At 62.8% G+C, this 14,037-nt stretch carries 16 protein-coding genes; 11 read left to right on the top strand and 5 right to left on the bottom strand.

Annotated features, from left to right (window positions below):
- Positions 1-147: 147 nt before the first annotated feature.
- Positions 148-465, top strand: a complete 318-nt coding sequence (locus BGRAMDRAFT_RS15150; protein WP_006049650.1) for a helix-turn-helix domain-containing protein — start codon at positions 148-150, stop codon at positions 463-465.
- Here BGRAMDRAFT_RS15150 and BGRAMDRAFT_RS15145 read toward each other — a convergent pair.
- Positions 449-1,153 carry a helix-turn-helix transcriptional regulator gene (locus BGRAMDRAFT_RS15145; RefSeq protein WP_044021136.1) on the bottom strand — a complete coding sequence of 235 codons (705 nt, stop codon included), beginning with the start codon at positions 1,151-1,153 and terminating at the stop codon, positions 449-451. The two genes, BGRAMDRAFT_RS15150 and BGRAMDRAFT_RS15145, sit on opposite strands and share 17 nt — an antisense overlap.
- A gap of 589 nt (positions 1,154-1,742) precedes the next feature.
- On the opposite strand from BGRAMDRAFT_RS15145, the gene BGRAMDRAFT_RS15140 reads away from it, so the two are divergent.
- The 6 genes from BGRAMDRAFT_RS15140 to BGRAMDRAFT_RS15115 all read left to right on the top strand — a co-directional run bounded on the left by BGRAMDRAFT_RS15140 (position 1,743) and on the right by BGRAMDRAFT_RS15115 (position 8,135).
- Positions 1,743-2,675, top strand: coding sequence for a dihydrodipicolinate synthase family protein (locus BGRAMDRAFT_RS15140; protein WP_006049648.1), 933 nt, complete (start codon positions 1,743-1,745; stop codon positions 2,673-2,675).
- Between the two features lie 39 nt (positions 2,676-2,714).
- Positions 2,715-3,665, top strand: coding sequence for an SMP-30/gluconolactonase/LRE family protein (locus BGRAMDRAFT_RS15135; protein WP_006049647.1), 951 nt, complete (start codon positions 2,715-2,717; stop codon positions 3,663-3,665).
- A 299-nt stretch (positions 3,666-3,964) separates the two neighbouring features.
- A complete protein-coding gene (locus tag BGRAMDRAFT_RS15130; protein WP_006049646.1) occupies positions 3,965-5,134 on the top strand; it encodes an extracellular solute-binding protein in 1,170 nt (389 codons plus the stop codon).
- 84 nt (positions 5,135-5,218) lie between these two features.
- On the top strand, positions 5,219-6,304 hold the full coding sequence (locus BGRAMDRAFT_RS15125; RefSeq protein ID WP_006049644.1) for an ABC transporter ATP-binding protein: 1,086 nt from the start codon (positions 5,219-5,221) through the stop codon (positions 6,302-6,304).
- The gene (locus BGRAMDRAFT_RS15120; protein WP_006049643.1) at positions 6,301-7,206 is read left to right on the top strand and encodes an ABC transporter permease; all 906 of its coding nucleotides are present in this window, start codon (positions 6,301-6,303) and stop codon (positions 7,204-7,206) included. Before BGRAMDRAFT_RS15125 ends, BGRAMDRAFT_RS15120 begins: the two co-directional genes overlap by 4 nt.
- Complete coding sequence (locus tag BGRAMDRAFT_RS15115; RefSeq protein WP_006049642.1) at positions 7,206-8,135, top strand: ABC transporter permease; 930 nt, start codon at positions 7,206-7,208, stop codon at positions 8,133-8,135. The genes BGRAMDRAFT_RS15120 and BGRAMDRAFT_RS15115 overlap by 1 nt, the downstream gene beginning before the upstream one ends.
- A 49-nt stretch (positions 8,136-8,184) precedes the next feature.
- On the opposite strand, the gene BGRAMDRAFT_RS15110 is transcribed toward BGRAMDRAFT_RS15115, so the two are convergent.
- Both BGRAMDRAFT_RS15110 and BGRAMDRAFT_RS15105 read right to left on the bottom strand, forming a co-directional pair.
- A complete protein-coding gene (locus BGRAMDRAFT_RS15110; protein ID WP_006049641.1) occupies positions 8,185-8,790 on the bottom strand; it encodes a short chain dehydrogenase in 606 nt (201 codons plus the stop codon).
- Positions 8,791-9,000: 210 nt separating this feature from the next.
- The gene (locus tag BGRAMDRAFT_RS15105; protein ID WP_006049640.1) at positions 9,001-9,453 is read right to left on the bottom strand and encodes a DUF3005 domain-containing protein; all 453 of its coding nucleotides are present in this window, start codon (positions 9,451-9,453) and stop codon (positions 9,001-9,003) included.
- A gap of 219 nt (positions 9,454-9,672) precedes the next feature.
- On the opposite strand from BGRAMDRAFT_RS15105, the gene BGRAMDRAFT_RS15100 reads away from it, so the two are divergent.
- The 3 genes from BGRAMDRAFT_RS15100 (at position 9,673) to BGRAMDRAFT_RS15090 (ending at position 11,807) form a co-directional block, all read left to right on the top strand.
- On the top strand, positions 9,673-9,906 hold the full coding sequence (locus BGRAMDRAFT_RS15100; RefSeq protein ID WP_006049639.1) for a hypothetical protein: 234 nt from the start codon (positions 9,673-9,675) through the stop codon (positions 9,904-9,906).
- 129 nt (positions 9,907-10,035) lie between these two features.
- Positions 10,036-10,962, top strand: coding sequence for a serine O-acetyltransferase EpsC (gene epsC / locus BGRAMDRAFT_RS15095; RefSeq protein WP_006049638.1), 927 nt, complete (start codon positions 10,036-10,038; stop codon positions 10,960-10,962).
- Positions 10,962-11,807, top strand: coding sequence for an AraC family transcriptional regulator (locus BGRAMDRAFT_RS15090; protein WP_006049637.1), 846 nt, complete (start codon positions 10,962-10,964; stop codon positions 11,805-11,807). Before epsC ends, BGRAMDRAFT_RS15090 begins: the two co-directional genes overlap by 1 nt.
- 60 nt (positions 11,808-11,867) lie before the next feature.
- On the opposite strand, the gene BGRAMDRAFT_RS15085 is transcribed toward BGRAMDRAFT_RS15090, so the two are convergent.
- Positions 11,868-12,386 (bottom strand): metal-dependent hydrolase, encoded by a 519-nt coding sequence (locus BGRAMDRAFT_RS15085; RefSeq protein WP_006049636.1) that lies wholly within the window; start codon positions 12,384-12,386, stop codon positions 11,868-11,870.
- 170 nt (positions 12,387-12,556) lie between these two features.
- The gene (locus tag BGRAMDRAFT_RS15080) at positions 12,557-12,913 is read right to left on the bottom strand and encodes a hypothetical protein (RefSeq protein ID WP_006049635.1); all 357 of its coding nucleotides are present in this window, start codon (positions 12,911-12,913) and stop codon (positions 12,557-12,559) included.
- Between the two features lie 416 nt (positions 12,914-13,329).
- Here BGRAMDRAFT_RS15080 and BGRAMDRAFT_RS15075 point away from each other — a divergent pair, with 416 nt between their 5' ends.
- On the top strand, positions 13,330-13,887 hold the full coding sequence (locus BGRAMDRAFT_RS15075) for an SH3 domain-containing protein (protein WP_006049634.1): 558 nt from the start codon (positions 13,330-13,332) through the stop codon (positions 13,885-13,887).
- Positions 13,888-14,037 lie beyond the last annotated feature (150 nt).

Raw genomic sequence — 14,037 nt, 5'->3', positions numbered from 1 at the left:
TCCTGAACGTGTTGGGGAAAACCAATACGCAGGAAAACTTATGCATTCTGAATCGTTCCGCCACCTATCTACCTGGATAGGTGTGCATGCTTATCGGATAACGCAGAATTTGAGATAGCAACAGCACTCAACCGACGGGACACGAAAATGGAACTTCTCGACAATCACTGGCAACCGCAAACCGGCCTCCAAACGCGTTCGGCGGAGCCTTCCACGGCGGTGGACCGGGTTCTGATCATTGCTTACCGCAAAAAGAAAAAAGAGAGCCAGCGCCGTTTCTGGGCGCGTTTCGGTGTCACCCAGTCGCGCGGCAGCCGCTTTGAATCCGGCGCCGAAATTCCGGCACCGGTCTCGATCCTGCTGGGCCTGTACTTCACCAAGACCGTTTCGGATGCGGACCTCGGCCGCGCCGAGCGCGTGCTGCACAGCCGCGACGCCGCCGCCTTGCTCAACCCGGGTCAATAAGCCCGAGTTGTGTCGCAATGACGGCTGCCGCGCGCCGCGAATTCACGCCGAGTTTCGTCCTGATGTTTTTCATGTGGAAGTTCACCACGGCTTCCGAGCAGTTCAGGATATGCGAAATTTCCCACGTGGATTTGCCGCGCGCGGTCCATTGAAGACACTCGCGTTCGCGCGGCGTCAGCTTTGGCAACAGCGTCTGCGTGTGCGTATGCAGATGGCGCTGGCTGGTGTCGATCACCAGGTCGCGCAGTAGCACAAGGTTGGGCAGCACGACGTCGATATGACGCCAGAAGGTGTCGGTGGGATTTGCGTCGTTCACGAAGCACATCATGCCGGCTTCCTGATTCGGGCCGTGAATCGGCAATGTCACGCCGGCGCGCAGACCGTGCGCGCGGGCTTCCTCGTACATGGACCGCTGCGGCGCCGTGATGAAGATTTCCGGCGACCAGACAAGCGGCGTGGAGCGCGTCGCACAATGTGCGACGGTCGGGTCGATGTGCACGAGACCCTGCTCGTCGTAAGTGCGGCGCCACGCGGGCGCATAGGTGCTGCGCACGTACGCGTCTTCCAGCCGAATGGTCGGGCGCGGCAGCATGGCAATCAGAAGCCGGTCGAATCCCCACGTCTCGGCGAGATCCGCGACGGCACCGAACCACGCCGCCTCGTCGGCGGCGTCCAGTAGCGGCGCCATCTGCTCGATAAAATGTAGCGACAATTTCGACTCTCTCAGACTCGCAAATATCCGGTAGGTCATTTGCGCAGGTTTTTATTTACGGCTGCTTTAATCGCAATCTATCACTAAAAGCCTGTTGCACAGAAAGAGCCCCGCACGAGACTGCCGGCATTAATCCGGGCTTTACCTCTGCATAATTGCTGCCCGCAGTAAATCCGCTCGTCGCGGATTGCAGGTTATGCGTCCTCTAGCCCCTATGCCACCGCGAGCCGCACGCAGCAACGGTTTAGCGCTGCGCCGCCGGTTCGCGGCCTCATCCCCGCGCTGCGACGGCTGCCAATCAAACGGGCAAAACGACCTCATTTGCCAAATCGCGGCTATTACCGCAATCACCGATTTGCGATGCAGTTTCGCTTCCTCACGCTATTCACGGTCCTCGCATGCATTGTCATATAAAAGGCGATGCGTTGCGTTTGGGCATTTCGCCGCGAACGCGAACCCTTCGCGCCCGCGCTGCTGCTCGCAAAGTTGTTTGACAACTTCTCGCAGCCGATGCTACCTTGGGAGCCTGTTTCCATTCCACTCCACTCGACTCCCGTCCCGTCTCATGAACGAATCCCCATTCGAAGACAGCGAACTCGCTGCGTCGGTCATGGCTGTGCCGCCTTTGGCGCGCCGCGCGGACCATGCACTCGACGCCGCTCAGAACGCCGCGCTGATCCGCCACATCGAGGCGGGCGGCGTGCGCACGCTGCTCTATGGCGGCAATGCCAATCTGTATCACGTGGCCGTGAGCGAGTATCGCGACTTGCTGGATATGCTGTCCGAAAGCACGAGCGACGACACGCGCGTCATTCCGGCAATCGGCCCGGACTACGGAAAAATGCTGGATCAGGCGCGGATTCTCGCGCAGACCCGCTACCGCACGGCGATGGTGCTGCCGCTCGCGGGCTTCACGACGTCGGAGGGCGTCGAAGCGGGGCTGACACGCATCGTCGATGCAGCCGGCATTCCGCTCACGCTGTACATCAAGAGCGAAGACTATGTGGAAGTGGAGACGCTCGCGCGGCTTGTCGAGCGCGGCACGTTGCTGGCGGTCAAGTATGCGATCGTCCGCAAGAATCCCGCTGACGATCCGTACCTGCGCCGGCTGCTTCAACATGTGCCGGCGGGCAAGATCGTATCGGGCATGGGCGAGCGCCCGGCGCTCGTGCATCTGCGCGAGTTCGGCCTCGCCGCATGGACGACGGGCTCCGGCTGCATCGCGCCGCGCATGGTGACCGCGTTGTTGCACGCGGCGAAGCGCGGCGACCATGACACCGCGCAGCGCCTGTACGACGCGTTCCTTCCGCTCGAAACCTTGCGCGACGACATCTCGCTGATCCGCGTGCTGCATGACGCGGTCACGTTCGCGCAGATCGCCGACATGGGGCCGCTGCTGCCGCTGCTCAGTTCGACGCCGCCCGAACATCATGCGAAGATCGCCGATGCCGCGCGCACGCTGCTCGCGCTCGAAAGAGAATACGAGCGCGCGACGTGACCGCTCAATCCACGCTCAATCCATCCACGTAGAGACAGCATGACCGACAACAGCCGACGCTATCCCGATCCTTCCGTGCGCGTGTTCGATCCGCGCTTCAAGTCACTGATCCTGGCGTCGGCGTCGGTCGAGTGCCTGTATCAGGGCGCGCGCTGGTCCGAGGGACCGGTCTGGTTCGGCGACGGCCGCTATCTGCTGTGGAGTGACATCCCGAACGACCGCATCTTGCGCTGGGACGAAACGAGCGGCGCGGTCAGCACGTTCCGTCAGTCGTCGAATAATGCGAACGGCCATACGCGCGACCGCCAAGGCCGGCTCGTGAGCTGTGAGCATCTGACGCGCCGCGTCACGCGCACCGAATACGACGGCTCGATCACCGTGCTGGCGGATCGTTATCGCGGCAAGCGTTTCAATTCGCCGAACGACGTGGTCGTGAAATCGGACGGCTCGATCTGGTTTAGCGATCCGACCTTCGGCATAGACAGCTTCTACGAAGGCGAGAAGCAGGAGTCGGAGCTGCCGGCTTGCGTGTACCGCATCGACGGCCAGTCGGGCGAAGTGAGCGTGGTCGCCGACGACATACTCGGACCCAACGGCCTCGCGTTTTCGCCGGACGAGTCGTTGCTCTATGTCGTCGAATCGCGGGGCGAGCCGCGCAAGATCCGTGCGTTCGACGTCGATGCCGATGCCGGCGGCAAGGGCGCGGCGCTCTCGAACAATCGCGTGCTGATCGACGCAGGACCAGGCACGCCGGATGGTTTTCGCGTCGACATCCACGGGAACCTGTGGTGCGGTTGGGGCATGGGCACCGACGAACTCGACGGCGTGCGCATCTTCACGCCGCAAGGCGAGCCGATCGGCCATATTGCATTGCCGGAGCGTTGCGCGAACGTGTGCTTCGGCGGGCGTCATCGCAACCGGCTTTTCATGGCGGCGAGCCACGGCCTTTACTCGCTATATGTGAACACGCAAGGCGCGCGCGGCGGCTGATCGCAATCTCAGCTTTCTATGCCGCAACGCTGCGCGCATGGTTTGCCCAGGCTAGTTGCCTGACAAACGCCCGCTGCCTCCATCCACGAATCAGCGGCTCGGGGTTTGCCCTCGTATACAACTTCGCCAAATCATTGACGGCAAAGGCCTTCGGGCCTTAGACAGCGAAATCCCGTGCTACGCGCCAACAAGCACATTTGCTTGACATCGGCTGTTCCGCTTCGCTATGTTGCAAGGGTTGAAAGAGACGCTCGGGGCACTCGACCGGCGGACCTCATACCAAGAAGCGAGGAGACGCAATGACTGTTTCACACAGGTTGGCGCTCAGGCTGGTGTCGGTATGTTTCGCGGCGAGCGCCGCATTCGGGTCCGCCGCGTTCGCGGCCGATCCTGTCACGCTCAATATCGTCGACGTCGCCGGCGATCTTCAACTCACGCAAAAGGGCTTCGAGGCATTCAAGGCGAAGTACCCGAACCTCGTCGCCAATATCACCTACACGAACGCGCCCGCGCCGCAACTGCCGGGCAAGATCAAGGCGATGCAGGGGGCGGGCCGCTCGGACATCGACCTCGTGCTGACCGGCACCGACGCGCTCGCGGCCGGCATCGAACAGAACCTGTGGACGAAGCTGCTGCCCGATAACGCCGCGCAGTTCCCCGGCGTGCTCGACAAGTACGCGCCCGGCCCGCGCAAGATGCAGGAGCTCGCGCAAGGCTTCGGCCTCGAAGTCGCGTATATGCCGGCCGGACCGCTACTCGAATACAACCCGGCCAAAGTCAGCGATCCGCCGAAAACGCCCGAGCAACTGCTGCAATGGTGCAAGGCTCACCCGGACAAACTTATCTACGCACGGCCCGCGAACTCGGGACCCGGCCGCACGTTTCTGATGGGCTTGCCCTATGTGCTCGGCGATAAAAATCCGCAGGACCCGATCAACGGCTGGGACAAGACCTGGGCTTTCCTCAAGCAATTGAACGAGTGCATTCCGTACTATCCCGGCGGCACGTCGGCGGTCATGAAAGAACTCGGCGAGGGCACGCGCGACATGACGGTGACGGTGACGGGCTGGGACATCAACCCGCGCGCGCTCGGCATCGTGCCGGCTGAATTTCGCGTGCAGGCGTTCGACAACATGACGTGGGTGAACGACGCGCACTTCATGGTGATTCCGAAGGGCGTGCCGAAGGAAAAGCTCGACGTGCTCTACAAGCTGATGAATTTCATGCTCGAGCCCGCGCAGCAGGCGTTGACTTACGACGACGGTTACTTCTATCCTGGCCCGGCGATCAAGGGCGTTACCGAAGCACAAGCGCCCGCGCATAGCCAGGAAGTCCTGAAGAAGTACGGGCGGCCCGAGTACGCCAAGCTGCTCGCGGAACGTCCGCACGCGTTGCCGCTCAATGCAGCGGCGATGGTCGCCGCCTTCAAGAAGTGGGACACGGAAGTGGGTGCGCAAAAAACCAAATAGCCACGGCGGACAGCCCGCGCTTCCACTCATGCCAGTGCGATTCGCGCGCGACCCGTGACGGGTCGCGCGCATCAGGGAACCGCCATGAAGCATCACTTTGAACAGTTGCGGCTCGATTCGGTGAGCCGCAGTTTCACGAATGCGGAAGGCCAGTCGATCGCGGCGCTGCAAGGGCTCGATCTGGACATCCGGCGCGGCGAGTTCATCGCATTGCTGGGACCGTCGGGCTGCGGCAAGTCGACGGCGCTCAACTGCATCGCCGGTTTGCAGCCGTTGAGCGGCGGCGGCATCTGGCTCGACGACAAACGTATCGACGTATTGCCGCCGGAAAAACGCGGCTTCGGCATGGTGTTTCAGAACTACGCGCTGTTTCCGCACATGAGCGTGCTCGACAACGTCGGCTTCGGTCTGAAGATGCGCGGCGTCGGCAAAAGCGAAATCATGCGGCGCGCGCGTGAGGCGCTGCAACTCGTGCAGCTCGTCGGCCACGAACGCAAGTTGCCGGGACAGCTCTCCGGCGGCCAGCAACAGCGCGTGGCGATTGCACGCGCCATCGTGATCGAGCCGCCGCTCATTCTGATGGACGAACCGCTTTCGAATCTCGACACGAAGCTGCGCATCGAAATGCGCGCGGAGATCCGGCGCATTCACAGCCAGCTCGAACGCGCGACGCTGTACGTCACGCACGATCAGGACGAAGCGCTTTCAATGGCTGATCGCATCGTCGTGATGAGAGAGGGCGTCGTGCAGCAGGTCGCGACGCCGAAAGAGGTGTACACGCGTCCGCGGAATCTGCATGTCGCGCGTTTCATGGGCTATCGCAATGTCGCCGAATTCACACTCGAAGGCACGCAAGGCGAAGGCGTTCTGGTGAGCGCAGACGGCGTGCGTCTGATCGGCACGCCGATGGCCGGGTTCAACAGCAAGCGCGTGAGCGTCGCGCTGCGTCCGGAAGACATGGAACGCGCGGCGCCTGGCGCGGAGAACGCGTTCGATGCGTTGGTCACCGTCGTCGAATATGGCGGCAACAGTTCGCTGCTGCGCGTGAAGACCGCGTTCGGCGAATTGTGGGCGCGCGTGGCCGGCGAATTCGAAGAGGGCGAGCGCATCAGCCTGCGCGTGCCGCCGTTGCGCACGCTCGTCTACGACGCCGAGGCGGCACAACCATGAATACGCCGACGTATCCCGCGCCCGTTCCGCCGACAGCGCCCACCGCTCGCGCAAGACAGCGCGACGGCAAGGCATGGCTTGTTACGCCTGCGCTGCTCGTCATCGTCGCGTTGTTCATCTATCCGTTCGCGTACGGCCTTGCGTTGTCGTTCCGGCCGATGAACGGCGGCAGTGCATGGGCCAACTATCTGACGTTCTTCACCGACACGTCGATGTGGCCGACCATCATCGTCACGCTGAAACTCGCGGTGCCGGCGACGCTGATCAACGTCGGCGTGTCGGTGCCGGTCGCGTTCGCATTGCGTCGGCATTCGCGTTATCAGAAGTTCGTGACGACGTTGCTGGTGATTCCGGTCACGCTCGGCACCGTGCTGATCGCCGACGGCATGCTCACTTACTTCGGACCCAACGGCTGGTTTCCGCAGGCGCTGCAGGGCCTGCATCTCTATACGCGCGAAGTGCGGCTCACGCATAACTTCTGGGGCGTGCTGATTTCGCTGATCGTGTCCGGCTTTCCGTTCGCGTTCCTGTTGACGCTCTCGTATGTGACCGGCATCGATCCGACGCTCGCGAGCGCCGCGGCCACGCTCGGCGCGAGTCCGTGGGAGCAGTTCCGCCGCATCTATTTGCCGCTGCTGATACCGGGCTTGACGATGGCCGCGTGTCTTTCGTTCGTGCAGGCGTTTTCGGTGTTTCCGTCGGCGGTGCTGCTGGGTGCGCCAGCGGGGCCGACGCGCGTGATGTCGATTGCCGCCGCCGAAGCCGCGTTCGAAAGCTACGACTATTCGCTTGCGTCGGCGATTGCGATGGTGATGGGCTTCGTGCAGCTGCTGGTGGTCGTCGCGATGCTCGGTGCGCGCCGCCTGTCGTATAGCGGCCCGGCAACAGGAGGCAAAGGCTGATGACGAGCGAACATCGCGGCGCGCCGGGCTCATGGCCAAGATCCGCATCCACGCAGCAGGGCGACGACGCTCGCGAACCCCACAAGCGCGCGAAGCAGCGCGCGAGCGTGCCGGGCCGCGTGTGGCGCGTGATCGTGTGGGGCGCGATGGTGTTCTTCCTCGTCAACGTCGTGCTGCTGATCGCGACGGTGGCGGTCAACTCGATCGCGACGCGCTGGTTCGGCACCTTGCTGCCGCAAGGCTTCACGCTGCATTGGTATGCGCAGGCGTGGAGCGATTTTCAACTGGCGAGCGTGCTGTGGGTCACGGTCGAAGTGGTCGGCGCGGTCGTGCTGCTGTCAGTGCTGCTCGGCGTGCCCGCGGCCTATGCGCTTGCGCGCGTGCAGTTTCCCGGCAAGCGCCTCGCGATGCTGATATTCCTGTTGCCGTTGATGGTGCCGCCCGTCACCTATGGCATTCCGATGGCGACCGTGATGTACAAGGTCGGCCTCGCCGGCACGCTGAGCGGCGTGATACTCGCGAACCTCGTGCCCGCGCTGCCGTTCGTGATCCTCGTGATGACGCCATTCATCGAGCAGATCGATCCGAATCTGGAAGCGGCGGCGCGCATCTTCGGCGCCAACACATTCCGCTATTTCCGCTACGTGCTGCTGCCGCTGCTCGTGCCCGGCATGCTCGCCGCCGCGCTGCTCGTGTTGGTGCGGACCATCGGCATGTTCGAGCTGACGTTTTTCACTGCGGGGCCCGCGACGCAAACGCTTGTGGTCGCGTTGTACTACGCGGTGTTTTCAACGGGCGTGCGCGCGCCGCAATCCATCGACGCGATGGCGATGATCTACATGGCGATCACGCTGATCTGGGTGTTGATCGCGCTGCAGTTCGTGAGCCCGACGCAGATCGTCTCGCGCGTGAAGGAGCAGAAGCATTGAGCGGAGCCGCGCATCGCGCGCGGCTCACACGTGGGCCCACACGCGAGGCTTATTCGCCGACGCGATAAACGCGCCCCGTTTGCGCGCCTTCCACGCTGCGCAGATACGCTTGCGCGGCGCGTTGCGCGGTGACCGGCTCGAAGCCGCGGAAGTACGGCGCATAGCTTTCCATCGATTCGCTCAGCACTGTCGGGCTCACGACGTTGATGCGGATGCCGCGCGGCAGTTCGATCGCCGCGCCTCGCACGAAACCCTCTAGCGCGAGATTGACGGTCGTCGCATTCGCGCCTTCGCGGATCGGCTCGTCGGCGAGAATGCCGCTCGTTAGCGTGAACGAGCCGCCGTCGTTCACATAGTTCTGCCCTGCGAGCACGACGTTGATCTGTCCCATCAGCTTGTCGCGCAGGCCGACCCAGAACTGCTCGCTCGTCATTTGCGGCAGCGGTCCGAAATGCACTTTGCCGATGGCCGTGACCACGCCATCCACCTTGCCGATCTCGCGAAAGAGCCGCTCGACGCTCGCAGGGTCGGTGCTGTCCACCTGATACTGGCCGCGCGTCGCGCCCACTTCGATGACTTCATGCCGAGCCTTCAGCTCCGCGCTCACTGCCTGGCCGAGTGTGCCGGTGGCGCCGATCACGAGGATCTTTTTCATTTACCGCTCCGTCGAGTTGATGTGCGCCGATTGTGCACCGGGCCGCATGGCAGAAAAACGCCCGGCGGCGAGCAGGTCTCGCAACCACCGGTTTGTAATCGAAGACATCCGATAAAAAGCGCGCATTGCTATTTAAACGGCGTGCGCGCTGTTATGTCCGGGCCACTCGGCTTCATCGCCGTGATTCAAACACGCGCGCAAACCACATGATTATCTAACTCGATGTATTTCGATCACGCGCGTAGGCCGCAAATGATTAAGGGCATAATGGATGCGGCCGCGTTCACCGCGATTCTCGCCCGCACGCGAATAGTCGAAGAGATCCTCTGCGGAATGGATTCCCTGCGGCTCGACCATGCCTTTGTCGACGACGGTATAGCCAGGCTCGAGCGCAAGCAGCAGATGATTGCCGCCGACCCGGCTGTCGAATCCCGCCATGCCGTCGAGCGCTTCCGCGACGCTGTTGACGAGCGTCGCGTTGCTGGTCGTGATTTCGTCGACGGCAATGGGGCTTTGACCCGCAATGCGCGCGGCTTCGTGGTTCTTGCCGTCGGTGTCCACGGTGCTGTCGTGCGTGCGGTCGTTATACAGTTCCGCGCTGCATGAGTGGCTTTTGACGGTTGCTTTGGGCGCGTCTGCGGAATTGTCGATAGCGCTGTTCATATGCATTCTCCTTTCAGGAAGTGAGGTCCCCGAGAGCAAGGTCCGTTCCTTTTGCAGGGCGATTGCGTTCGCGCGTCTTTCGTTTTTTTTAATGAACGCGCATTTTCTACAGAGTATGATCATACTCCGGCGTGGAATTGCTGCCGCTGTTTGCAAACGCGGCGCGATGAACGCGGGCTTACTTAAAACATTCTACGGGGCCGTCAGGGCGGGTGACATATGCACTTTGATGCTGCATTCACACATCGCGGCTATTTGTTAAATTGCGCACCGGCGCGCGCCGGCGATGGCAAGTGGCAGCCTTACGTGGTCATCTCGCGCTCGAGCGACGGCGAACTCGTCGCCAACCGTTTTTTTCCAACCGACCTTTGCTTCCCCGACGAAGCCACGGCCATCGCCCATGCGCGCGATTGGGCCGTGCGCTGGATCGACGCGAGCAGCGTGACCATCTAGGCGGGCAGTTGCGCCTGGACTTGCACCCGCACTCGCGCTTCGCGCAATGCTGCGCGAGCCCGCGCAAAACGCGGTAATCTCTCGGGACAATCACTCGATACCGTGCTCGCCGCACGGCGCTGTCCGTTTATGCCTAATGTGCCTTCCCAGAACTGGGGCCTAGAACAGATCGTCGCGGACTTGCGCGCGTCGCGTGAAGAACTGCATCGCACGCGGCATCCGCTCGGCATTCGCGAGTTGCCGTCACGCGAAGCGGTGGTCGGCATCGTCGCCGGCTTGCGTGCCGCGCTGTTTCCCACGCACTATGGCGCGCCCGATCTGACTGACGAAACCGTCGACTACTACGTCGGCCATACGTTAGAAAGCACCTTGCGTTTGCTCGCCGAACAGATTCGCCGTGCGCTGCGATTTCTGCCGGAACACGCGCAAACGCCGGAGGCCGAGTTGCGCGAGCGCGCCTTCGAAGTGGCTCGCCAGTTCGGCACGCAGTTGCCGGGCATTCGCGCGCTGCTTGTCAGCGACATTCAGGCCGCGTTCACCGGCGACCCGGCCGCGCAGCACATCACTGAAATTCTGCTTTGCTATCCGGGCGTATGGGCGATGACGCATCATCGTCTCGCGCATGCGCTGCATCGTCTCGGCGTGCCGTTGCTCGCGCGCTTCATCAACGAGATCGCGCACTCCGCGACCGGCATCGACATTCACCCGGGCGCGACGATCGGCCCGAGTTTTTTCATCGACCACGGCACGGGCGTCGTGATCGGCGAAACGGCGATCATCGGCGAGCACGTGCGCGTGTACCAGGCGGTGACGCTCGGTGCGAAGAGCTTTGCCGCCGATGTCGACGGCACGCTCATCAAAGGCAATGCGCGGCATCCTATCGTCGAGGACCACGTCGTGATCTACGCCGGCGCGACCATTCTCGGACGCGTGACGATTGGGCGCGGCTCGGTGATCGGCGGCAATGTGTGGCTCACGCATAGCGTGCCGCCCGGCAGCAGCGTCTCGCAAGGCAAGGTCCGCGAAGGCGAGCGCGGCGACGAAGGGCGGCGCTGATGCCCGCGCGCGACGGGACGCGTGGCCGCGTCCACATGCCCCGTTGCGCGATTGCCGGCGTCGAGGCGACCGTCGCCGAAACCGCGCGCGCGTTTCCGCGACATTCGCATGACCGGTTCGGCGTGGGCGTGATCGTCAGCGGTGGACATAAGTCGGCGAGCGGCCGCGGTCCCGTCGAAGCGCGCATGAACGACACGATCATGGTCAACCCCGGCGAAGTGCACGACGGCAGTCCGCTCGACGAGCGCGGCCGCGCGTGGCACATGCTGTATTTCGAGCCGTCGATGCTCGTCAGCGCCGCAGCCGAACTGAACGCGACCGAAGCCCGCGAGGTCGAGCTCACGCAGCCGGTCGCGCACGATCCGCTACTCAAGCATTTGTTCGAACGATTGTTTGCGATGGCCGTGCAGCCTTCCGCGCGTGACGATCTCGCGTGTGAACAGGCGCTGGTCGAGTTGGTCGCGCATTTGCTGTCCGCGCATGCAACGTGTCGGGCAACCGGTCATGCGCGTATGTTGGGCACGAGTTCGGTTGCGACTATCGCGCACGCGAAAGCACGCATCGACGACGACCCCGCCGCGCCCCTCACACTCGCCGATCTCGCCGATGAAGCGGGCATCAGCCGCTTTCAGTTACTGCGAGCTTTCGCGCACGAAACGGGTTTGCCGCCGCACGCGTACCGGATGCAACGGCGCGTGGTGCTGGCGCGGCAATTGATAGCGCGCGGCGTATCGCTTGCCGACGCGGCGGCTGCGGCCGGCTTCGCCGATCAGAGTCACATGACGCGGGCTTTCGTGCGCCTGCTCGGTGTTACGCCGGCCAACTATGCTGCAGCGATGCGTTAAACAGCGTGGGGGGACGCGTGAGCCGAGCGGCGCTTCGATGCGCGTTCGGCAAGCCCGCCGCTAGAACCGCAAATGCTTCAGCAGATCGAGTTCGCGCATGCCGGGCAGCCCCACATGTCGCCCGATAAACCAGGCCGCGGCCCATGAAGCGGCGACCACGATCAGATCGCAATGTCCGCTATTCCATAGGTTCAACGAATGCCGTCCGGCGATCCACGGTACTCCGAGCGGGTTCGGCCAGTCGGCGAGCAGATGCATCAGTCCGCCGCATGCGAAGCCGAAGGCGGCCGCCGCATAGATGGAGTGCCCGAGCTGGAAGTATGAAACCGCGAGCAATGCGATCCAGCCGATGCCCCAGTGCGTCAACGTACGGTGCGTGATCCACAGCTTGCGTTTGCGCGACCACCAGGCGACTTCGAGCCAGTCGGGCGCCGTGCTTCCCGCGACGCCCGCGATAAAGCTCATCAGTACGCCGAGATAAAACAGGCCGTCGTGGCCGCCGCCCGTGTGCATGACGAGCGCCGCGGCAATGGCGCCGGCCGCGAAACCGGTTGCGTGATGTGCGTTGCTGGATGCCATCGGAATGAGTGGCGCGCCGCGCCGCGTGAAGAAGAAAGGGCGGCTATGTTCGCAGATGCCCGCCCAAAAAAATAGCCGGGACGCCGAACTAAAAGTTCATCTCCCGGCATGGCGCGTGAAGCGCGAGTCATGCGCGCATCACATGAGAACGAGCATGCCTCGCACAAACCTCACGTCGCGCATCGCGCAATGTTAAAGCGCATTTCCGGTTCCGGCGGATCGTCGGGCGCATTGGCCGGATGCATCACCTTGATGACGGAGCCGGCGTTCGACGGCGTCAGCGTCACGAAGTACGAATTGTTCGAGTCGGAGCCGACTGCGATTTCGGTCGCGGTGCCGACGCGCGACAGACGCACTCGCGACAAGCGGCTCTCGAGGCAACTCGCCACGTACGCGGGGGCGCGCTGCGAGGACACATAGATCATGGGCTGCGACGGGTCGCGCGCGGAAGGTCCGCTGGACGAGCCGCAAGCCGCGAGTGTCGTAATGACAGCGGTGGTGGAAGCGAGCAGAAAGATTCGTTTCATGTCGATGTCGTCGGCGTCCGTGCTCGGGCGCGGGAACTTGTGGCGGGCGAAGCATGACGTGCGCCGTGCACTAATCAATGCGCTGGCTAATGCAGCGGCCAACGCAATGCACGCTTCGCGACAAAGCCGCTCTTCGCCGGTTTGACAATCGTGCTGCGAGCACGATTTCAATCGCGAGCAAGAAGCGGACGCCCGAGTATACCCAGCACGCATTCGCGCCGTCACTTCCGTTACAAGCTGATACGTCGCTGCGTTTTTGAGCGGCTTTTATAGAGGCTTTACAAGCGGCCGCGCAAATCGCCAGATGCCCGCTTCGACTTGTCCGTTCGTCATAGTGCGGCGTTCCGCGCGCTCAAGGCAGGTAGAATTGCAGGCTCGACATGTGTACTAGTCCAGCGAAAGTGAGTGAACCTGCAATGACCGACCCCAACCTTCCATCGTCCGATCCTGCTCTTTCCACGACGGAAGGCTCGTCCGCACCGGACGCCGCGCAACTCGAAGGCGAGCTGGACGTGGTGCATGAAGACCGTCTTTGGCGCGACGACGGCTGGACCGCGCGCGTCATCAAGAACGAAGACGACGAAGGCTGGGCCGTCGCAATGATCAAGGACGGCGAAGCGGAACCCGCGCTCGTCGGCCCGTGGACGATGGGCCGCAACAAGAAAGACCCGAAGCCGCTCGACACCGGCGCATTCAACACGCTCGTCAAAACCGCGTCCGAAGTATTGCGCCGTCATGAGCAGCAGTTGCGCGCGCAGCTTCACAAGGCCGTACGTGTGCCGACCGCGGACGGCAACGACGAGCTCGACATCACGCTCGACATCGTGCCCGACGAAGACGAGCCGTACGCGCTGCTGACCGCACTCGACACCTTCGGCGAGCAGCTCGCGCAAGTGCAGGTCGCGCCGAATTTCAAGCTGAGCAAGGCGAGCGCTTCGGCGTGGGTCGAAAACGAATTCCGCCGTCCTGGCTGAAAATCCCGCTCGCAAAGGAATGAGCAGCGCAGGGCAAGGAATGAGCAGCGCAGGGTAGGCGCCGCAAGTATTACCAACGGCTGTCAATATACTTTCACATTCGCTTCATAGAATCCTCGCGTCATAGCGGCGCGAGCGTGAACCATGGTT

Source organism: Paraburkholderia graminis C4D1M (assembly GCF_000172415.1).
GTDB lineage: Bacteria > Pseudomonadota > Gammaproteobacteria > Burkholderiales > Burkholderiaceae > Paraburkholderia > Paraburkholderia graminis.
The sequence above is the reverse complement of the archived record's forward strand: the minus strand, read 5'-3'. Positions and strand labels throughout refer to the sequence as shown.